General features: G+C 73.5%; 18 protein-coding genes. 9 read left to right on the forward strand and 9 right to left on the reverse strand.

Features of this window, described 5'->3' with window-relative positions:
* Positions 1-55: 55 nt before the first annotated feature.
* Positions 56-1,210 (forward strand): DNA recombination protein RmuC, encoded by a 1,155-nt coding sequence (locus CLV37_RS11520; protein WP_106210386.1) that lies wholly within the window; start codon positions 56-58, stop codon positions 1,208-1,210.
* On the opposite strand, the gene CLV37_RS11525 is transcribed toward CLV37_RS11520, so the two are convergent.
* Positions 1,197-2,219, reverse strand: a complete 1,023-nt coding sequence (locus CLV37_RS11525; protein WP_106210755.1) for a 4-hydroxy-3-methylbut-2-enyl diphosphate reductase — start codon at positions 2,217-2,219, stop codon at positions 1,197-1,199. The genes CLV37_RS11520 and CLV37_RS11525 overlap by 14 nt on opposite strands.
* A gap of 157 nt (positions 2,220-2,376) precedes the next feature.
* Here CLV37_RS11525 and xseA point away from each other — a divergent pair, with 157 nt between their 5' ends.
* Both xseA and CLV37_RS11535 read left to right on the forward strand, forming a co-directional pair.
* Entirely contained in the window at positions 2,377-3,639 is a 1,263-nt protein-coding gene (xseA, locus tag CLV37_RS11530) for an exodeoxyribonuclease VII large subunit (protein WP_106210388.1), read from the forward strand.
* Positions 3,640-3,648: 9 nt separating this feature from the next.
* Positions 3,649-3,894, forward strand: a complete 246-nt coding sequence (locus tag CLV37_RS11535) for an exodeoxyribonuclease VII small subunit (RefSeq protein WP_106210390.1) — start codon at positions 3,649-3,651, stop codon at positions 3,892-3,894.
* On the opposite strand, the gene CLV37_RS11540 is transcribed toward CLV37_RS11535, so the two are convergent.
* Entirely contained in the window at positions 3,891-4,517 is a 627-nt protein-coding gene (locus CLV37_RS11540) for a DUF4245 domain-containing protein (RefSeq protein ID WP_170127204.1), read from the reverse strand. The genes CLV37_RS11535 and CLV37_RS11540 overlap by 4 nt on opposite strands.
* A 190-nt stretch (positions 4,518-4,707) precedes the next feature.
* Here CLV37_RS11540 and glpX point away from each other — a divergent pair, with 190 nt between their 5' ends.
* The 3 genes from glpX to CLV37_RS11555 are packed head-to-tail and all read left to right on the forward strand — an operon-like array spanning position 4,708 to position 7,469.
* Complete coding sequence (gene glpX, locus CLV37_RS11545; protein ID WP_211298596.1) at positions 4,708-5,673, forward strand: class II fructose-bisphosphatase; 966 nt, start codon at positions 4,708-4,710, stop codon at positions 5,671-5,673.
* A complete protein-coding gene (locus CLV37_RS11550) occupies positions 5,673-6,614 on the forward strand; it encodes a carbohydrate kinase family protein (protein WP_106210394.1) in 942 nt (313 codons plus the stop codon). Before glpX ends, CLV37_RS11550 begins: the two co-directional genes overlap by 1 nt.
* A 15-nt stretch (positions 6,615-6,629) precedes the next feature.
* Positions 6,630-7,469 carry a PrsW family glutamic-type intramembrane protease gene (locus CLV37_RS11555; RefSeq protein WP_245885367.1) on the forward strand — a complete coding sequence of 280 codons (840 nt, stop codon included), beginning with the start codon at positions 6,630-6,632 and terminating at the stop codon, positions 7,467-7,469.
* On the opposite strand, the gene CLV37_RS11560 is transcribed toward CLV37_RS11555, so the two are convergent.
* The 5 genes from CLV37_RS11560 to CLV37_RS11580 form a co-directional block, all read right to left on the reverse strand.
* Positions 7,440-8,759 carry a GNAT family N-acetyltransferase gene (locus tag CLV37_RS11560; RefSeq protein WP_170127205.1) on the reverse strand — a complete coding sequence of 440 codons (1,320 nt, stop codon included), beginning with the start codon at positions 8,757-8,759 and terminating at the stop codon, positions 7,440-7,442. The genes CLV37_RS11555 and CLV37_RS11560 overlap by 30 nt on opposite strands.
* Positions 8,760-8,966: 207 nt before the next feature.
* On the reverse strand, positions 8,967-10,223 hold the full coding sequence (locus CLV37_RS11565) for an ABC transporter ATP-binding protein (protein WP_106210398.1): 1,257 nt from the start codon (positions 10,221-10,223) through the stop codon (positions 8,967-8,969).
* A gap of 8 nt (positions 10,224-10,231) precedes the next feature.
* Entirely contained in the window at positions 10,232-11,065 is an 834-nt protein-coding gene (locus tag CLV37_RS11570; RefSeq protein ID WP_106210761.1) for an ABC transporter permease subunit, read from the reverse strand.
* 8 nt (positions 11,066-11,073) lie between these two features.
* Positions 11,074-12,027, reverse strand: a complete 954-nt coding sequence (locus tag CLV37_RS11575) for a carbohydrate ABC transporter permease (RefSeq protein ID WP_106210400.1) — start codon at positions 12,025-12,027, stop codon at positions 11,074-11,076.
* Entirely contained in the window at positions 12,024-13,325 is a 1,302-nt protein-coding gene (locus tag CLV37_RS11580; protein ID WP_106210402.1) for an extracellular solute-binding protein, read from the reverse strand. Before CLV37_RS11580 ends, CLV37_RS11575 begins: the two co-directional genes overlap by 4 nt.
* A gap of 161 nt (positions 13,326-13,486) precedes the next feature.
* Here CLV37_RS11580 and CLV37_RS11585 point away from each other — a divergent pair, with 161 nt between their 5' ends.
* Positions 13,487-14,902 (forward strand): class II fumarate hydratase, encoded by a 1,416-nt coding sequence (locus CLV37_RS11585; protein WP_106210404.1) that lies wholly within the window; start codon positions 13,487-13,489, stop codon positions 14,900-14,902.
* 94 nt (positions 14,903-14,996) lie between these two features.
* Positions 14,997-16,595 carry a cation:proton antiporter gene (locus CLV37_RS11590; RefSeq protein WP_170127206.1) on the forward strand — a complete coding sequence of 533 codons (1,599 nt, stop codon included), beginning with the start codon at positions 14,997-14,999 and terminating at the stop codon, positions 16,593-16,595.
* 147 nt (positions 16,596-16,742) lie between these two features.
* Here the strand turns inward: CLV37_RS11590 and rpsD are convergent, their stop codons facing one another.
* Complete coding sequence (gene rpsD, locus CLV37_RS11595; RefSeq protein ID WP_106210408.1) at positions 16,743-17,351, reverse strand: 30S ribosomal protein S4; 609 nt, start codon at positions 17,349-17,351, stop codon at positions 16,743-16,745.
* 192 nt (positions 17,352-17,543) lie between these two features.
* Between rpsD and CLV37_RS11600 the strand changes: the two genes are divergently transcribed.
* Positions 17,544-18,413: a DUF2470 domain-containing protein gene (locus CLV37_RS11600; RefSeq protein ID WP_106210410.1), complete on the forward strand. Its 870-nt coding sequence runs from the start codon at positions 17,544-17,546 to the stop codon at positions 18,411-18,413.
* Positions 18,414-18,455: 42 nt separating this feature from the next.
* Here the strand turns inward: CLV37_RS11600 and CLV37_RS11605 are convergent, their stop codons facing one another.
* Complete coding sequence (locus CLV37_RS11605) at positions 18,456-19,151, reverse strand: aggregation-promoting factor C-terminal-like domain-containing protein (protein WP_146149373.1); 696 nt, start codon at positions 19,149-19,151, stop codon at positions 18,456-18,458.
* Between the last annotated feature and the right edge of the window lie 372 nt (positions 19,152-19,523).

Here is a 19,523-nt window from a genome sequence, read left to right on the forward strand (position 1 = left end):
CGGGCCCCGGGGAGTCGCACCGGCGTGTCGGACCGACGTGGCACAGTCCCTGGGCATGGACGTCGTCGCTCTCCTCGTGGGGCTGCTCGCGGGCCTGGCGGCCGGGGTGGTGGCCGGGATTCTGCTCGCGCGGTGGGTGCACCGCGCCCGCACCGACCCCGAGGCGCAGGCCGTGCGCACCGAGCGGGACCTGCTGCGCGCCCGGGTCGCCGAGCTGGAGGACCGCGTCGGCGCAGGCCACGAGCTGACGGCGACCGTCACCCCCGTCGCGGCGAGCCTGCAGCGCGTCGAGGCCCAGGTCGCGGCCCTCGAGCGCGACCGCGTCGAGCAGTTCGCGCGGCTGAGCGAGCAGCTGCGCACCGTCGCCGAGGGCACCGACGCCCTGCGCGACCAGACCGCCACCCTCGCCGGGGCGCTGCGGGCCTCCTCCTCGCGGGGGTCGTGGGGCGAGGTGCAGCTGCGCCGCGTCGTCGAGCACGCCGGGATGCTCGACCGCGTCGACTTCTCCGAGCAGTCCACGCTGACCACCCGCTCGGGGCGGACCGTGCGCCCGGACCTGGTGGTCAACCTGCCCGGCGGCAAGCACGTCGTCGTCGACGCCAAGGCCCCGCTGGCCGCCTTCCTGCGCGCGGGCGAGGCCGCCGACGACGGCGAGCGCCGCCGCGAGCTGGCCGCCCACGCGCGGGCCGTGCGCGGGCACGTCGACGCCCTGGCCGCCAAGGAGTACCCCAGCGCCGTCGAGGACTCCCCCGACGTCGTCGTCTGCTTCGTGCCGGGCGAGGCGTTCCTGGCCGCGGCGTGCGAGGCCGACCCGGCCCTGCTCGAGCACGCCATGTCCCGGCGCGTGGTGCTGGCGACCCCGACGACCCTGCTGGCCCTGCTGCGCACCGTCGCGCTCACCTGGCAGCAGGACGCGGTGGCGGGCGGTGCGCGGGAGCTGTTCGAGGTCGGCCGCGAGCTGTACGAGCGGCTCGGCACCCTCGGCGGGCACACCGCAGCCCTGGGCCGGACGCTGCACCGCGCGGTCGAGGACTACAACCGCTTCGTCGGCACCCTGGAACGGCGGGTGCTCGTCTCGGCCCGCCGCATCCGCGACCTGGACCTCGCGGACGAGGACCTGCCCGCCCCGCGGCCGCTGGAGGACACCGTGCGGCCGCTGACGGCGCCGGAGCTGCTGGAGGAGCCGGTCGCCGCGCTCAGACGGGAGTGACGGGCAGCGTCCGGCGGCCCCCGGTGACGTTGGCGGCCTTCAGGTCGCGGCGCAGGTCCGTGGGCAGCGCGAACTGCAGGTCCTCCATCGCCGTCGTGACCTCCTCGACCGCGCCGTAGCCGCGCTCGCGCAGGTGGGCCAGGACCTCGTCGACGAGCACCTCGGGCACCGAGGCGCCGGAGGTCAGCCCGACGGTCGTGACGCCGGCGAACCACGCGTCGTCGATCTCCCCGGCGTTGTCGACGCGGTGCGCGGCCCTCGCGCCGGCGTCGAGGGCGACCTCGGCCAGCCGCACGGAGTTGGAGGAGTTCGCCGAGCCCACGACGATGACGAGGTCGGCCTCGGGGGCGATCTTCTTGATCGCCACCTGACGGTTCGACGTGGCGTAGCAGATGTCCTCGCTGGGCGGGTCCTGCAGGTTCGGGAAGCGCTGCCGCAGCCGGCGGACGGTCTCCATCGTCTCGTCGACGCTCAGCGTGGTCTGCGAGAGCCAGACGAGGTTGTCGGGGTCCTTGACCTCGATGCGGTCGGCCACGTCGGGGTTGTCGACGATCGTGATGTGCTCGGGGGCCTCACCCGCGGTGCCCTCGACCTCCTCGTGGCCGGTGTGGCCGATGAGCAGGATCTCGGCGTCCTGCTTGGCGAAGCGGACGGCCTCCTTGTGCACCTTGGTCACCAGCGGGCACGTCGCGTCGATCGTCTGCAGCGAGCGCGCCTCGGCGGCCGCGCGGACGGCGGGGCTGACGCCGTGCGCCGAGAACACCAGGTGCTCGCCCTCGGGGACGGCGTCGGTCTCGTCGACGAAGACCGCCCCGCGCGCCTGCAGCGTCTTGACGACGTGCTTGTTGTGGACGATCTCCTTGCGGACGTAGACGGGCGCCCCGTACAGGTCGAGGGCCTTCTCCACGGCGATGACGGCGCGGTCCACGCCGGCGCAGTACCCGCGCGGCGCCGCGAGCAGGACCCGCTTGCCGCCGTCCCAGGCCGCGCGCTGCGCGGGGGTGCTCAGCAGGGAGGTGTCGTTGCAGTCGTCGGCGCTCTCGTCGGCGGGGGCCTGGGCCTCGGTCGCAGCTCCGGTCACGCTCTGGGTCACGCCCCCATGGTAGGTCGGGCCCCGGACACCGCCGGGCGCCCGCGCGACCGGACGCGGCTGGGAGGATGGCGCGGTGCCCGCCGACCCGACCGCCCCACCCCCCGCGCGCCGCCCGACCACCGCCGGGGAGACGACGGCCGAGAACCCGTGGCCCGTGCGCCTGCTCGCGGCCAAGATGGACGCCTACATCGCCAAGATGCCCTGGACGTGGGTCGAGGGCCAGGTCGTGCAGGTCAACGACCGGCCCGGCGCCTCCGTCGTCTTCGTGACGCTGCGCGACGCCGACACCGACATGTCGCTGCCCGTCACGATCGCGCGCCGCGTCCTGTCCCGGCTGCGCGAGGCGCTGCCCGACGGCCTGGGCCACGGGACCCGCGTCGTCGTGCACGCCAAGCCGGAGTTCTTCGCCAAGCGCGGGTCGCTGAGCCTGGCCGCCGACGACGTGCGGCCCGTCGGCGTCGGCGAGCTGCTGGCCCGCCTCGAGCACCTCAAGCGCGTGCTGCGCAGCGAGGGGCTGTTCGACGCCTCGCGCAAGAAGGAGCTGCCGTTCCTGCCGCACACCGTGGGGCTGGTCTGCGGGCGGGCCTCGGCCGCCGAGCGCGACGTCGTCGAGAACGCGCGCCTGCGCTGGCCCGCGGTGCGCTTCGAGGTCCGCGAGGTCGCCGTCCAGGGGCCGAACGCCGTCACCGAGGTGGTGCAGGCCCTGGCCGAGCTGGACGCCGACCCGCACGTGGAGGTCGTCGTCCTGGCCCGCGGCGGCGGCAACGTCGAGGACCTGCTGCCCTTCAGCAACGAGGCGCTCGTGCGGGCCGTGGCCAGGGCCCGCACCCCGGTCGTGTCCGCCATCGGGCACGAGGTCGACTCCCCGCTGGTGGACCTCGTCGCCGACGTCCGCGCCTCTACGCCCACCGACGCCGCCCGGCTCGTCGTGCCCGACGTCGCCGAGGAGCTGGCGGGGGTCGCGCAGCTGCGGGCCCGGGCCCGGCGGGGGGTCGCCGCGCGCGTCGAGCGCGAGGAGCACGCCCTGGCCGCCCTGCGCAGCCGTCCCGTCCTGGCCGCCCCGCACGTCCTGGTCGAGACCCGCGCGGCGGAGGTGGACGCGCTGCGCGAGCGCGCCCGCCGGTCGGTGCAGCACCGGCTGGAGCGGGCCGGGGTCGAGGTCGAGCACCTGCGCACCAGCGTGCGGGCGCTGTCGCCCCGCTCGACGCTGCTGCGCGGGTACGCCGTGGTCCAGCGGCCCGACGGCGGCCTGGTCCGCGTCCCCGGGGACGCCCCCGACGGCACCCGGCTGCGCATCCGGCTTCCCGACGGCGAGGTCGCCGCCACCGCTGGGTAGCCTCGCCCGGTGCCCCCCGAACCCAGCACGGAGCCCACCGCGGAACCGCTCGCGCCGTCCGACCTCAGCTACGAGCAGGCCCGCGACGAGCTCGCCGACGTCGTGCGCCGGCTCGAGACGGGCGGGACGGGTCTGGAGGAGGCGCTGGCGCTGTGGGAGCGCGGCGAGGCCCTCGCCGACCGCTGCCAGCAGTGGCTCGACGGGGCCCGTGCGCGCCTCGACGCCGCCCGCGAGGGCGGGCCCGGGGCCGGTTAGCCCTCCTTGACGCCCCACGGGGTGCCGGCGTCGGCCCAGCCCTGCTCGGCGGCCGTGACGAGCTGGGCCAGCAGGTCGTAGCCGCCCTCACCGGTCACGAGCAGGGTCTGGCCGTCCTGGGTGCGCGTCAGGGAGTAGCGCTCGCGGTCCGGCTGCAGGTACCGCTGCCACGCCTGCCCGTCGATCGTCTGCTCGCCGTCGGCGTCCCCGCTCTGGGTCTGCGCCTTCAGCCAGGTCCGCGTGGTGCCCTGCGCGGTCTCCAGCGCCAGGTACTTCCCGCCGTCGGTGCGGTACCCGACGTGCCAGGTGAGCACGCCGTCGGTGGAGCGGTTGACGTTGGCCGACGTCGCCGTCCAGCCCTGCGGCACGTCGGGCACGACGGGGTTGAACGGCAGCTGCGAGACGGCCCCGGCCGCGGCGTTGCGCACGTCGACCGCGGGCTGCTCGATGGCGTTGGGGCGCGGGATCAGCCAGACGACGACGGCGACGAAGGCCAGGATCACGGCCATCGACAGGACCATCGACTGCACGTTGCCGCCCCGGCGGGGGGCCGGGGGAACGCCTCGCGGGTCTTCTCCCGCCGCGATCTGCTCGGCCGACGGGGTGGTCTCGGGCGTGCTCACGTCCCCATGGTGACGGATAGAGTCGGCAGCCGACGACGAGCGTCGCCGGCGGCCCGCCCGGGGGCACCGGATCCCGCAAGCCCAACCGCGAGAGCGGCTGTCGCCCCAGGAGGTCCCACCCGTGTCCCAGCACACCACCCTGCCCCCCGCCCTGGCCGTCGGCGACGAGGCCCCCGACCGCAACCTGGCCATGGAACTGGTCCGGGTCACCGAGGCCGCCGCGATGGCCGGCGGCCGCTGGGTCGGGCGCGGGGACAAGAACAAGGCCGACGGCGCGGCCGTGAACGCCATGCGCACCCTCATCGGCACGGTCTCGATGAACGGCACCGTCGTCATCGGCGAGGGCGAGAAGGACAACGCCCCGATGCTCTACAACGGCGAGCGCGTCGGCGACGGTTCCGGGGCCGAGTGCGACGTCGCGGTCGACCCCATCGACGGCACCACCCTGACCGCGCGCGGCATGCCGAACGCGGTCTCGGTCCTGGCCGTCGCCGAACGCGGCACCATGTACGACCCCAGCGCCGTCTTCTACATGGACAAGCTCGCCGTGGGTCCCGAGGGCGCCGACGTCGTCGACATCCGGCTGCCGATCCGGGAGAACGTCCGCAAGCTGGCCAAGGCCAAGAAGCGCTGGGTGGAGGACGTCACCGTCTGCATCCTGGACCGCCCGCGGCACGCGCAGCTGGCCCAGGAGGTCCGCGACGCCGGGGCCCGCATCAAGTTCATCTCCGACGGCGACGTCGCCGGGGCCGTGATGGCCGCGCGCGAGGGCACCGGCGTCGACCTGCTCCTGGGCGTCGGCGGCACCCCCGAGGGCATCATCACGGCCTGCGCCATGCACTGCCTGGGCGGCACCATCCAGGGCCGGTTGTGGCCCCGCGACGACGACGAGCGGCAGAAGGCCCTGGACGCCGGGCACGACCTGGACGCCGTCCTGGACACCGAGGCGCTCGTGGCCAGCGACAACGTCTACTTCGTCGTCACGGGCATCACCGACGGCGAGCTGGTGGACGGGGTCCGCTACCGCGGGGACACCATCACCACCTCCAGCATCGTGATGCGCAGCAAGTCCGGCACGATCCGCAAGGTGGAGAGCGAGCACCGGTTGTCCAAGCTGCAGGCCTACTCGGCCGTCGACTTCACCGGCCCCCGCTGATGGGCACCCCCTCGGCCGGCGCACGCACGGTCGTCGTCGGCGAGGCCCTCGTCGACGTCGTGCACCGCGCGGGCGAGACGGACAGCGTCGAGCACCCGGGCGGGTCGCCGTTGAACGTGGCGTACGGCCTGGGCCGCCTCGAGCACGACGTCGCGCTGCTGACCCGCCTCGGCGACGACGCCCACGGTCGGCTGCTGCGCGCGCACCTGGACTCCGGCGGGGTGCGGCTGCTGCCCGGCGCCGTCGACGGCGACCGGACGTCGACGGCGCGCGCGGAGATCGACGCCGAGGGCAAGGCCACCTACGAGTTCGACCTGGTCTGGCGGCTGCCGGGCACGCCGCTGCCGGACGACGTGGCGCTGGTGCACACCGGCTCGATCGGGGCGGCCGTCAGCCCCGGCGCGGACTCGGCCCTGGCCCTGCTGCGGGCGGTCCGCGGCCGGGCCACGACGAGCTACGACCCCAACGTGCGGCCGGCGTTCTTCGAGTCCCCCGCCCGGGCCCTGGCCCGGGTCGAGGAGTTCGTCGAGGCCGCCGACGTCGTGAAGGCCTCCGACGAGGACATCGCCTGGCTGCTGCCGGGCGAGGACGTCGAGGACGTCGCCCGGCGCTGGCAGTCGCGGGGCCCGGCCCTGGTCGTCGTGACCCGCGGCAGCCGGGGCGCGGTCGCCGTCTCCGGGCCGGGCACGCTGCACGTGCCCGCCCCGAGGGTGGACGTCGTCGACACCGTGGGGGCCGGCGACGCGTTCATGTCCGGCCTGCTGCACGCCCTCGCCGAGCACGACCTGCTCGGCGGCGGCGCGCTGCCCCGGCTGCGGCGCCTGGACCTGGGCACCTTCGAGGACCTCGTGACGACCGCGATCCGCTCGGCGTCCATCACCTGCTCCCGGGCGGGGGCGAACCCGCCCACGCGCGCCGAACTGGCGGCGGGGCTGCCCTGACGACACCCTGACGGCGTGGACCAGACCCTGACACGCACCACCACCGCCCGCCGGCGGGCGGCCCGGTTCTCCTGGCTGGCCGTCCTGGTGGCGGGGGTGGTCGCCTACGTCGTGGTGCTGCGCGTCATGGTGCGCACCCAGAACCTCAACTTCTTCCCCTCGCTGCTGCTCATCGGCGCGATCACCGTGCCGGTGACCGTCCTGGCGTTCGCCGAGACCGGCGGCCGGGCGCGGCCGGGGGGCCCGGCGGTGCGCGGCTGGCTGGTCGCCACGGTCGCCATCGCCGGCGGTGTCGTGGGCACGGTGACCGCGGGGACGCTGGAGTACGACACCCTGCGCACGCTCGGGACCGTCCCGATGCTGTTCGTGGGGGTCATCGAGGAGTTCGCCAAGCTCATCGTCCCGCTGGTCCTCTTCCTCGTGCTGCGGCCGAAGGACCCGCGCGGCGGGGTCGTCGTGGGCGTCGCGGCCGGCACGGGGTTCGCGGTGCTGGAGACCATGGGGTACGGCTTCCAGGAACTGCTGCGCGCCCGGAGCATCGCCGCGGTCGACGGCGAGCTGCTGCTGCGGGGCCTGCTGTCCCCGGCGTGCCACATCGCCTGGACGGGCATGACGGTGGCGGTGCTGTGGCGCATCCCGACGGCCCGGCACCGGGTCCGGGCGGTGTGGGCCTTCGTGGCGACCTACGCCGCCGCCGTCGCCCTGCACGCGACGTGGGACTCCTCGGGCAGCCAGCTCGTCCACCTCGTCGTGGCCGTCGTGGGGCTCGTCGTCCTGTTCGTCTTCGTGCACCGCGCCCACCGCCGCGAGGCGGCCCGGGGGACGTCAGCGGCGCCGGCGCCGGACCCCCGGTAGCCCCGGTAGCCCCGGGAGCCCTGGGAGCGCGGCCCGGCGGCGGGACACCTCCCCGCGCAAGCGGTCGAGGGCGCCCGCGAGCGCGTCGTAGGAGCGGTCGAGCCGTTCGTGGCGGCGGATCTCGTCGCGGTAGGTGCGCCGCAGGACGCCGAAGCGGTCGACGAGCCCGGGCAGCAGGTCCTGCCCCGTCGGGGTCAGGACGAGGCGCACCGTGCGCCGGGCCACCGGCTCCAGCCGCTTCTTGTAGGCCTCGTCCCCGCGCAGCAGGTCGAGCTCGGTGAACCCCGACACGATCGCGCGCCGGAGCAGGCGCAGCAGCAGCAGCGTCCCCGGACCGGTCGCGGCGTAGCGGGACCGGTAGGACTGCACGTACCCGTGCAGCGCGCGCGGGCCGGCCAGGCAGAACGCGTAGGCGACGAGCTCGCCGTCGACCCGCAGCCCCGACAGCTGCACCGTGCCGGCCGGGGCCGACCACAGCACCTCGGTCAGGGTGCGGCCGGAGGCCCCGCGCCAGGGCCGGCGCCGGCGGGCGGCGTGGGGGTGGGCGTCGTCGACCTCGGCCAGCTCGGTGACGAGCTCCTCGAGCCGGTCGGCGGCGGCCTCGGGGTCCTGCGCCCGCAGCTCGGCCAGGCCGTCCAGCAGGTCGTCGGCCACGACGAGCTCGCCGAGCTCGGCCAGCCGGCGCCACTGGCGCCGTTCCTCGTGGCGCGCGTGCCGGCCCAGGGCCGCGTCGTGCTCGGCGACGGTGGCCGGCAGCGGGACGACCTGGACGGTCGCCTGCGGCAGGGTGCGGACGGCGTAGCCGCGGTGGAGGGCCCACTGCGTCAGCAGCTCGACCTGCTCGCCGCCGGCGGGGACCTGCTCGAGGTCGAGCACCGCCCCGGGGGCCTCGCGCACGGCGCCGTCCAGGACCGCCGCGACCAGCCGCGCCACGGAGACGCCGGTGTCCGGGTCGGCCAGGACGGCGGCGTAGTCGCTGCCGCCGGCCCCGAGGAAGGTCAGCAGCGGCCGCGGACCCCCCAGCAGCGCGAAGGCCCCGAAGGCCAGCAGGCGCCCGTCGCGGCGGACGCTGACGAGCAGCGGCTCCCCCGCCCCGAGGTGGGTGTGCACGGCGCGCAGCCAGTCGGGACCGGTGAAGGGCGACTGGCCCGCGCGGGCGGCGAGCACGCGCCACTCCGGGACGGGGGCGCTGTCGAGGTGGCGGCGGACGGTGACGGACAGCCCCTGGGCCGGGTCCTGGACGAGTTCGAGGTCGGCCGTGCGGTGCGGGGGCAGCGCGAGGTCCGTCACCGCCACCACCCCCCGCACGAGATGGGCCCCACCCGTGCGCAGGACCCGTGCGCGCACCTTAACCGCGCCTCACGACACGAGCACGGACCCTCCCCACGCGGCGTCGCACTATCGACGCAGCGTCACCGGAGCCTCACTCAGGGCCGTGATCTGCGCCCCGCGGCGGTCGGGACCCCGACCGCCGCGGCACGTCGGCGACCGCGGAGGTCAGGCGTGGGCCGGGGAGCGGGCCCCGGCGCTCTGGGCCCGCTCCAGCGACCGCTTGCGCAGCGCCTCGGACTGCTCGCCGATCTTGACGGCCTTCGCCTCGTCGCGCGTGAGGTTCACCCCCGTCGTCGGGTCGAACACGTGCATCCGCCGCGGGTCGAACCACAGGTTCGCGGTGTCCCCGTCGCGCACCCCGCTCATGGCGTCCAGCGTCACGACGAGCTGGGAGCGCAGGCTCTCCCCGTCCAGCTCCCGGTCCAGCTCGGCCAGCTGCTCGCGGGTCTCGTCGGCGGCCTCGAACGGGATGTAGGCGTACAGCTCGTTGCCCAGCCACTCGGTCACGTCGACCTGCGCGGAGAACGTCACGGCCGCCTCCGGGGCGTCGGTGACGTCGGCGTCGTCGAAGTGCTCCGGGCGCACCCCCACGATGAGCAGCTTGCCCTCGTAGCTGCCGTCGACCTGCTCGGGCCGCGGCACCTCGCAGAACGGCAGCTGCAACGTCGTGCCCCTCACCCGGGCGGGCAGGAAGTTCATCGGCGGGGACCCGATGAACCCGGCCACGAAGAGGTTGACGGGCTGCTCGTACAGCTCGCGCGGGCTCGCCACCTGCTGCAGGACGCCCTTGCGCAGGACCGCCACCCGGTCGCCGAGGGTCATGGCCTCGGTCTGGTCGTGCGTGACGTAGACCGTCGTCGTGCCCAGCGAGCGCTGCATGCGGGCGATCTCGGTGCGCATCTGCCCGCGCAGCTTCGCGTCGAGGTTCGACAGCGGCTCGTCGAACAGGAACGCCTTGGCGTCGCGGACGATGGCCCGCCCCATGGCGACGCGCTGGCGCTGGCCCCCGGACAGGTTCGCGGGCTTGCGGTCGAGGTGCTCGTTGAGCTCGAGCATGTCCGCCGCGCGCTGGACCCGTTCGCGCACCTCCGCCTCGGGCACCTTGGAGTGGTTCAGGCGCAGCGGGAAGGCGATGTTCTCGCCCACCGTCAGGTGCGGGTAGAGGGCGTAGTTCTGGAACACCATCGCCAGGTCGCGGTCGCGCGGGGCGAGGTCGTTGACGCGCTCGCCGTCGATGAGCAGGTCCCCGTCGCTGATGTCCTCCAGCCCGACGATCATCCGCAGCAGCGTCGACTTCCCGCAGCCGGAGGGGCCGACGAGGATGACGAACTCGCCGTCGGCGATGTCGAGGCTGACGTCGTTCACGGCGGGGAAGCCGTCACCGTACTTCTTGACGATGTTCTTCAGTTCGATGCGAGCCATGGTTCAGATCAACCCTTCACGGCACCGTTGGTGAGACCTGCGACGATGCGGCGCTGGAACACCAGCGCCAGGACCACGACGGGGATCGTGACGATGACGGCCGCGGCCGAGATCGCCCCCGTCGGCTGGACGAAGTAGCTGGACCCGGTGAAGCTCGACAGCGCCGCCGGGACCGGCTGCGCGTCCGACGTCGAGGTCAGCGAGATGCCGAACACGAAGTCGTTCCAGGCGATGAAGAACGCGATGATCGCCGTGGTGAACACCCCGGGGGCGGCGAGCGGGACGATCACCTTGCGGAACGCCTGCCAGCTCGTGGCCCCGTCCACCTGCGCGGCCTGCTCCATGTCCCACGGGATGCCCCGGAAGAACGCCGACATGGTCCAGATCGAGATGGGCAGGGTCAGGGCCAGGTAGGGGATGATCAGACCGGGGATCGTGTCGTAGAGCCCGATCTGGCGCCACAGGTTGAACAGCGGCGTCACCATCGTGATGACGGGGAACACCGCGACGGCCAGCGCGCTCGTCAGGACGACCCGCTTGCCCGGGAAGTCCAGCCGCGCGATCGCGTAGGCCGCGAACATGGCCAGCACGACCGCGATGAACGTCGCGACGAGGCACGTGATGATCGAGTTCCGCAGCGCCGGCAGGAACAGGTCGGCCCCGTCGCCGGCGAAGATGCCCTGGTAGTTGGCCCAGGTCGCGTTCGTGGGGAAGAACGTCTTCTCGCTGAGCGCGGCCTCGGACTTCAGGCTCATCGAGACGATGTAGACCACCGGCACGATCGCGTACAGGACGATGAGGAGCGCCCCGACGTACCAGCCGGTCTTCTCCTTCGCGGACATCGCACCCATCAGCCTTCACCTCTCGCCCGGGCCAGGTCGACCTTGAACACCTTGATGGCGATGAAGCAGATCGCCAGGACGCACACGAACAGCAGCACCGAGACCGCCGACCCCAGCCCGATCTCCAGGCGGGAGATCGTCTGGTTGTAGGCCAGGGAGGAGACCGTCTCGGTCCCCGCCGCACCCTTGGTCATGATGTAGACGTTGTCGAAGATGCGGAACGCGTCGAGCGCGCGGAACAGCAGGGCCACCATGATCGACGCCTTCATGTTCGGCAGCGTCACCTTCCACAGCCGTTCCCACGCCGTCGCGCCGTCGACCTTGGCCGCCTCGGTCATGTCCGAGGGGACCTGCGCCAGACCGGCGAGCAGCAGCAGGGAGATGAACGGCGTGGTCTTCCAGATCTCCGAGAGGCAGATGACCGCCAGCGCGCTCCACTTGTTGGCGAACACGTCGAAGTCGTCGAGGCCGAGCACGACGTTCATGAAACCCGTCGTCAGCCCGAAGGCGTACTGCCACGCGTAGGCGGACACGACCGTGATGACGGCGTAGGGGACGAGGATCGCCGTGCGCACGATCGGCCGCAGCCAGCCGAGCACCTTGTGCATGACCATGGCCAGCGCGAAGCCGATGACGAGCTCCACGGCGACGGTGACCACCGTGATCATCGCGGTGTTGCCCAGGGCCTTCCACCACAGGCTGTCCGTGAGGATCACGCCGTAGTTCTTCAGGCCGACGAACTCCCGGTCGCCCGGGGCCGTGAGCCGGTAGCTGAACAGCGACTCGTACAGCGCCTGCAGGATCGGGTAGCCCGTGACGGCCACGAGGATGACGAACGCCGGGCCGGCGAGGTACCAGCCGAGGCGCGCCTCGGCCCGGGCCTTGTCCGAACCCCGCGCCCGTCTCTTCGCCGGCCGGGAGACCGACAGGTCCCCCGCCGACCGCGTCTCGACCTGGCTCACAGCAGCTTCTCCCCTCGGAGAACCTCACCGATGTACTCCTGGGAGGCGCCCGGGGTGCGGTCCGTGACCCCCGAGACGGGCTGCCACTGGTCGGCGATGCCCTGGCTCACCTCGTTGTAGTAGGCCGTCTGCGGTCGCGGCGCGGCGGCCTGCAGGGAGGTCCGGATGGTGTCGTACATGGGGTACGCCTCCTGGACCTGCGGGTCGTCGTAGACCGACTCCAGCGCCGCCGGGTTGCCGTCGGAGACCATGTACGCGGCCTGGTTCTGCTCCGAGACGATGCAGGAGACGGCCTGGAACGCCGCGTCCTGGTGCTCGCTGAACGCGCTGACGCCGATGTCGATGCCGCCGAGCGGGGGTTTGGCCTCCTGGCCCTCGCTCATCGCGGGGTAGGTCGTCCAGCCGTAGTCGTCGAAGACCGCCTGGTCCATCGTGCCTTCCTCGGCCGCCGACTTGCCCTGGGCGTAGACGAACGGCCAGTTCACCATGAAGGCGGCGCCCCCCTGCTGGAACAGGTTGGCGGTGGCCGCCTCGTCGCGGTTGTCGATGCCCGGCCCGCCGACACCCGCGGCGGTGATGTCCTGCATCACCTTCGCCGCGGCCTTCCCGGCGTCGGACTCCAGCCCGAGCCGGATGTCGGGGCCCTTGGCGTCGGGGTTCTCGATGACCTCGCCCCCGGCGGAGGCGATCATCGCGTTGACCCACACCGTCATGGACTCCGCCCGCTGCCCCTGGACGCCGATCGCCGTGCCCTGGGCCTTCGCGGCCTGGACCAGCTGGTCCCACGTGAGGGGTTTCGTCACGTCCAGCCCGGCGGCCTGCGCGACGGACTTGCGGTACCACAGCAGTTGCGTGTTGGCCCAGAACGGGGCGGTGACGAGTTCGCCCTTCCAGCTCGCTCCCTGCACGGCCCCGTCGACGACGCCGTCGGACCACTGCTGCTGCAGGTCGGCGGGGACCTTCGCCAGGAACCCCGCCTCGGACGTCTCCGGCACGAAGACCGGGTCCAGGCTCATGAGGTCGATCGAGCTGTCGTTGCCCGCGAGCCGGCGCATCAGCTGCTCGCGCTGGGCGGCGGCGTCACGGGGCAGGATGGACGTGTCGATCGTGTACGCGCCCCCGGACTGCTCGCTGCAGTCGGCGGCGATCTTCGCCTGTCCCCCGTTGTCGGGGTTGACGTACCAGTTGAGCGTCGGGGTCCCCGACGCCGTGCTCGAGCCTCCGCAGGCGGTGAGACCCCCGGCGAGCACCGTCGCTGCGCTCAGGATCCCCAGCCGGGTGCGCCATCGGCCAGCCACAGTCCCTCCTCCGACTTCGTCGTCCGGTTCTGTGGGCCATGCCTACACCGGCCGTTCTCACAGCGCACCCTGAGCACGCACCCAGGAGCGGATCGTGAGCTCCCCGTGATCCGCACCACCGGGTGCCCCACCTCGCGGGCGGGCTTGGCAGGATGACCCCCATGGCCAGTGAAGCCCCCTCCCCGCAGTCCGGCGACGAGTTCCGCATCGAGCACGACACCATGGGGGAGGTCCGGGTCCCCGCTGCCGCGAAGTACCGCGCGCAGACCCAGCGGGCCGTGGAGAACTTCCCGATCTCCGGGACGCCGCTGGAGCGGGCCCACATCGAGGCCCTGGCGCGCATCAAGAAGGCCGCCGCCCTCGCCAACGCCGAGCTCGGCGTCCTGGAGCGCGACCTCGCCCAGGCCGTCGCCGACGCCGCCGAGGAGGTCGCCACCGGCCGCTGGGACGCCGACTTCCCCGTCGACATCTTCCAGACCGGCTCGGGCACCAGCTCGAACATGAACGCCAACGAGGTCATCGCGACCCTGGCCACCGAGCGGCTCGGCTCCCCCGTCCACCCGAACGACCACGTCAACGCCTCGCAGTCGTCCAACGACGTCTTCCCGACCTCGGTGCACGTCGCCGCCACCTCGGCCGTCGTCAACGACCTCGTGCCGGCGCTGCGGCACCTGGAGCTGGCGCTGGCGCGCAAGGCGCACGAGTGGGCGGACGTCGTGAAGTCGGGCCGCACCCACCTGATGGACGCCACCCCGGTCACCCTGGGTCAGGAGTTCGCCGGCTACGCCACCCAGCTGCGGCGCGGCATCGAGCGCGTCGAGGCGACCGTCGTCCGCGTGGCCGAGGTGCCGCTGGGCGGCACCGCGGTCGGCACGGGCATCAACACCCCGCCCGGGTTCCCGCAGCGCGTCATCGAGCTGCTGGCCGCCGACACGGGTCTGCCGCTGACCGAGGCTGAGGACCACTTCGAGGCCCAGGGCGCCCGCGACGCGCTCGTCGAGCTGTCCGGGGCGCTGAAGGTCGTCGCCGTCAGCCTCACCAAGATCTGCAACGACCTGCGCTGGATGGGTTCCGGTCCCCGCACCGGCCTGGGCGAGCTGCGCCTGCCGGACCTGCAGCCGGGGTCCTCCATCATGCCGGGCAAGGTCAACCCCGTCGTGCCCGAGGCCACGCTCATGGTGTGCGCGCAGGTCGTCGGCAACGACGCCACCGTCGCCTGGGCCGGGGCCAGCGGGTCGTTCGAGCTGAACGTCCAGATCCCCGTCATGGCCCGCAACGTCCTGGAGTCGGCGCGCCTGCTGGGCAACGCCGCCAGGCTGCTGGCCGACCGCACGATCGACGGCCTCGAGGCCGACGTCGAGGCGTGCCGCCGCTACGCCGAGTCCTCCCCCTCGATCGTGACGCCCCTGAACCGCGCGATCGGCTACGAGGCCGCCGCGAAGGTCGCCAAGCACGCCGTGGCGACCGGTTCGACGGTGCGCGAGGCCGTGATCGACCTCGGCTTCGTCGAACGCGGCGAGGTGAGCGAGGAGCAGCTCGACGCCGCCCTGGACGTCATGTCGATGACCCACCCGTAGTCCCCCTCCCGGCTCCTGGGGACTTTCGAACGTCTCACGAGACTCTGAGACGTCGGAGGATCCCCAGGAGTCGGCATCGGGTTGGATGGGCGGCGTGTTCGCCCAGCTGCTGATCGTCGTCTTCGCCGCGCTCGCCCTGACGATCGTCGCCGCCCGCCGCGGCTGGCAACCTCCCCTGCTGCTCGCGATCGCCGGGGCCGCGGTGTCCTTCGTCCCCGGCGTCCCCCGGGTGGAACTGTCCCCCGAGGCGATCCTCACGGTCGTCCTGCCGCCGCTGCTGTTCTCCACGACGCAGGACTTCTCCCTCAGCGGTTTCGTGCGGCGCTGGCGGTCCATCACGAACCTGGGGGTGCTGCTCGTCGTCGTGACGACGGCCGTCGTGGGGCTCGTCGCGAGCCTCGCGATCCCCTGGGTCACCCTGTCGACGGCGCTCGTCCTGGCCGCGGTGGTCTCCCCGCCCGACGCGGTGACGGCCGTCGCGATCGGCGGCCGGCTCGGGTTGCCGTCACGGGTCCTGAACACCCTCAAGGGCGAGAGCCTGGTCAACGACGCCGCCGCCCTGACCCTGTTCTCGGTGACGGTCGCCGCAGCCACCCACTCCGACGACGACGGTTTCCTGCCCGCCAACCCGGTGCTGTTCTTCCTCGTGACCGCCGCGATCGGGACGGCCGTGGGGTTCGCGCTGGGCCACCTCGCCGCCGCCGTCCGCGCCAAGCTCACCGAGCCCTCGCTCATGACGGCGTTCGCGGTGCTGCTGCCCTTCGCCGCGTACGCCGTCGCGGAGGCCGTCGACGGGTCCGGGGTCCTCGCCGTCGTCGTGGCCGGTTTCGTGCTGTCGCGGCACTCGCTGTCCGCGGTGTACGCCACGCGCCTGGCCGAGCGCGAGATCTGGAACGTCGTCGACGTCCTGCTCGAGGCGTTCGTCTTCGCCTACCTCGGCCTGCAGTTCCACTTCCTGCTCGCCGATGCCGTCACCGACGGCTCCCGCGCCTGGTCGTTGCTGGCCGCGGGTCTGGTGGTCCTGGCCGCCGTCGTGCTCGTCCGGGTCGCGTGGGTCCTGGGCGGCGGGTTCCTCATGCGGAACCTGTTGCACGGCAGGTTCTCCCCCGGCGGCAGGCACTACAGCCCCGCCGAGGACGTCGTGCTCGCCTGGACCGGGATGCGCGGCGTGGTGACGCTGGCCGCGGCCGCCGGCATCCCCGAGGACTTCCCGCACCGCGCCGACCTGCAGGTCCTCGCGTTCGTCGTCGCCGTGGGGACGCTGCTGCTGCAGGGTTCCACGCTGCCGCCGCTGATCGGCAGGCTGCACCTGGACACGTCGCGGGAACGCACCTGGCGCGAGGCCGAACGGCGCAAGGCCCAGGACGTCTCCCGCGCGAGCATGTTCGAGGTGCTGCGCGTCGCCCGCGACGAGGCCACCGACCCGCGCGAACGGGACCTGGTGGACGCCCTGCTGGAACGCGCCGACCGGCTCTCGCGGGCCCGGCTGGCCGAGCAGGAGGAGAACGAGGGCACGAGCCCCACGGCGGCCCGCGCCGTCGAGGTGCGCCGGCGCACGCTCGTCGCCCAGCGCGGGGCGCTGCTGGCGGCCGAGGAGTCCGGCGAGGTGTCCGAGGACGCCGTGCGCGAGGCGCTGGAACAGCTCGACCTCGACGAGGCGTCCCTCGCCCACCGGGGTTCCCCCCGCCTGTGAGCGCCCGGGGTTTCGGCACGTTGACTCCACGGTCCCGTTCATCGGGACCGTGGAGTCAACGTGCCGGAACCACGCCGACCACCCGGGAACGACGACGGGCGCCGACCCCCGTGGGGATCGGCGCCCGTCGAGCGCGGTGCGGCAGGCTCAGCGCGAGTAGTACTCGACGACGAGCTGCTCGTCGCAGGTCACCGGGATCTGCTCGCGGACCGGGAGGGCGTTCACCGTGGCGGTGAGGTCCTCGCGCTCCACGGACAGCCAGCCCGGGATCTCGTTGTCGCTCCAGCCGCCCTCACGGGCGACGATGAACGGCGTCTTGGCCTTCGAGCGCGGCGCGACCTCGACCGTCTGGCCGGGGACGACGCGGAACGAGGGGCGGTCGACGCGACGGCCGTCGACGACGATGTGGCGGTGCACGACCATCTGGCGGGCCTGGTAGATGGTGCGGGCGAAGCCGGCACGCCAGACGACGGCGTCGAGACGCGTCTCGAGCAGCTGCACCAGGTTCTGACCGGTCTTGCCAGGCTTGCGCTTGGCGAGGTCGTAGGCGCGACGCAGCTGCGTCTCGCTCACGTCGTACTGGTAGCGCAGACGCTGCTTCTCGCGCAGCTGCGTCGCGTAGTCCGACGCCTTCTTCTGCTTGCGGCCGTGCATGCCCGGGGGGTACGGACGGCGGTCCATGAAGCGGGCGGCCTTCGGCGTGAGGGCCACCCCGAGCGCGCGGCTGATGCGCACCTTGGGTCGGGCGTTGTTCATTCCACTCTCCTGATCGTAAGGTGAGCCTGACCAAAGTCGAGAAGCCCTCGACCGGCCAGGACGATCGCGCACCGAGGAGGCACTGTGGACCACCGGATCCAGGGGATCGAACGGGCCACGGCACCGGATCCCCATCGGACTGGGGGTTCGGAACGCACCGACTCCAACTCTACGGCCTCCGACGGGGTGCGGGTGACCACCCGCCCGACGCCCGCGCAGTGGGCCCGCACGCTCGCCGTGGGCACCGTCACCGGGACGCTGCACCTGCCGCGCACCGACGCGGCCTGCCCCCACCAGCGGCAGCCCGGCGCGGACGACGTCTTCGCCCGGGCCACCGCGGTGCAGCGCCGGGCCGGTGAACCGCGCACCGAGAGCCACCCCGTCCAGCACCTCACCGACGCGTGGGGCGGACTGCTGCTGCTGCTCGAGGACGGCTCCCCGGTGCACCGCAGGCTGGTCGAGCTCGAGACCGACGCCCGCTGGCGCGGGGTCCCGGCCGTCCTGGACGTCCTGGACGTCCCGCCGGGGCAGGCGGCCCTGCCCCGCGCCCGGCTGTGCGTGACGGGCTGGGTCGAGGCGGTCCTGCCTGCCGACCAGCGCCGGGTGGCCCAGACCGCGGCCGCCGTCCGCCCCCTGGGCGCCCTGCTGGACGTCGGCACCACGCGCTCGATCTGGCGCCTGGAGGTGGCCGACGTGCGCGTCACGACGGCCGGCGGGGTGCACCTGCTGGAGGACGAGCAGTTCACCGCCGCCGCCCCGGACCCGCTGTACGACGACGAGGACGGCCTCGTCGCGCACCTGGAGACCCACCACCGCGACGCGCTCGTCGGCTGGGTCCTGGACACCCTGCCCGCGGAGCAGGCCCGCGAGACGCGCGAGGTGGCCGTCGTGGGCGCCGACCGCTACGGCCTCGACGTCCTGGTGACGGTCGGCGATGGCACGACGACCCTGCGCGCCGGGTTCGCCGAACCCGTCACGCACGAGCACGACGTCGCCCGCGCCCTCTGCCGGCTCTTCGAACGTCCCTGCGCCGCAACGGGTTGCATGCACGCAGGCGCGTGATCCCCCCGAGGGGTCACGCGCCTGCGCGGGTGCTCGGCGTGCTCAGTACCAGTTGCTGGCCCTGGAGTGCGACCACGCGCCGCAGGGGGTCCCGTACCGGCTGGCGATGTAGTTCAGCCCCCAGGTGATCTGGGTGACGGGGTTGGTCTCCCAGTCGGCGGCGATGGAGGCCATCTTGCTGCCGGGCAGGGCCTGCGGGATCCCGTAGGCGCTCGAGGAGGGGTTGTCGGCCGTGTAGTCCCAGCCGCTCTCCTTGGTCCACAGCGAGTCCAGGCAGCCGAACTGCGCGTCGTTCCAGCCGCGGTCCGCGACCATGATCCTCGCGATGCCCCTCGGGTCGCGCTGCGCGTTCCGGGTGGCCTCGGCGGCCGCGGCCTGCCGGGCCTCCTCCGCCAGGCGCGCGGCCTCGGCGGCCGCAGCGGCTTCCGCGGCGGCCTGCTCGGCGGCGACGCGCTGGTCGCTGGCGACGCGGACGTCCGCCTGCTGGAACCAGTTGTCCGAAGTGGTGCTCTGGCGCTCGGCGGTGGCCGCGACCACGAGGTGGTCGGGCACGGCGGCCTCGGCGCGGGGGGCCGGGCCCGAGGTGAGGGCGGCGCCGGCGAGGACGGACGCCGAGACGGCGACGACGCCCGGGGCGGCGATCCACGACCAGCGGCGACGGGCCGTGCGGGTCTTCCGGTCCTGAGGGGTCTGAGCGGTCTGCTCGTCCGTGGGCGCGGTGGGGCGGTGGGGCGGCAAGCCGAACCTTCCGACGTTCTCCCGGCCCACGCCCGGTCGAGCTGTCCACCTCGTCGGCCGGGCCGTGGCAACCCCCTCGCAGGGGGCTGCACCGTGGGACCCGGTCGGCCGCGGGACGCGTCGTGCGTCCGGGCGGCCGACGTCCGCGGCCGGCCGGCGTGCCGGTCGACCAGGGGCTCGGAGGTGCTGTCGGACGGCAACGCTGCCCCGCGGACCCGCGTCCAGGCAAACTCAGACCCTCCGGTTCGTCACGGTGAGGTCACGAATGAGCGACGGTCTGTCGACTTTTGTGGAACTTCTCACACCGATCGCGCTATGGGCTGAGGTTTCGACGCACCGGAACCGGGTCCGGTTCCGGCTCTGGGCACGAAC

Origin of the sequence: Kineococcus rhizosphaerae (assembly GCF_003002055.1) — a bacterium.
Taxonomy (GTDB): domain Bacteria; phylum Actinomycetota; class Actinomycetes; order Actinomycetales; family Kineococcaceae; genus Kineococcus; species Kineococcus rhizosphaerae.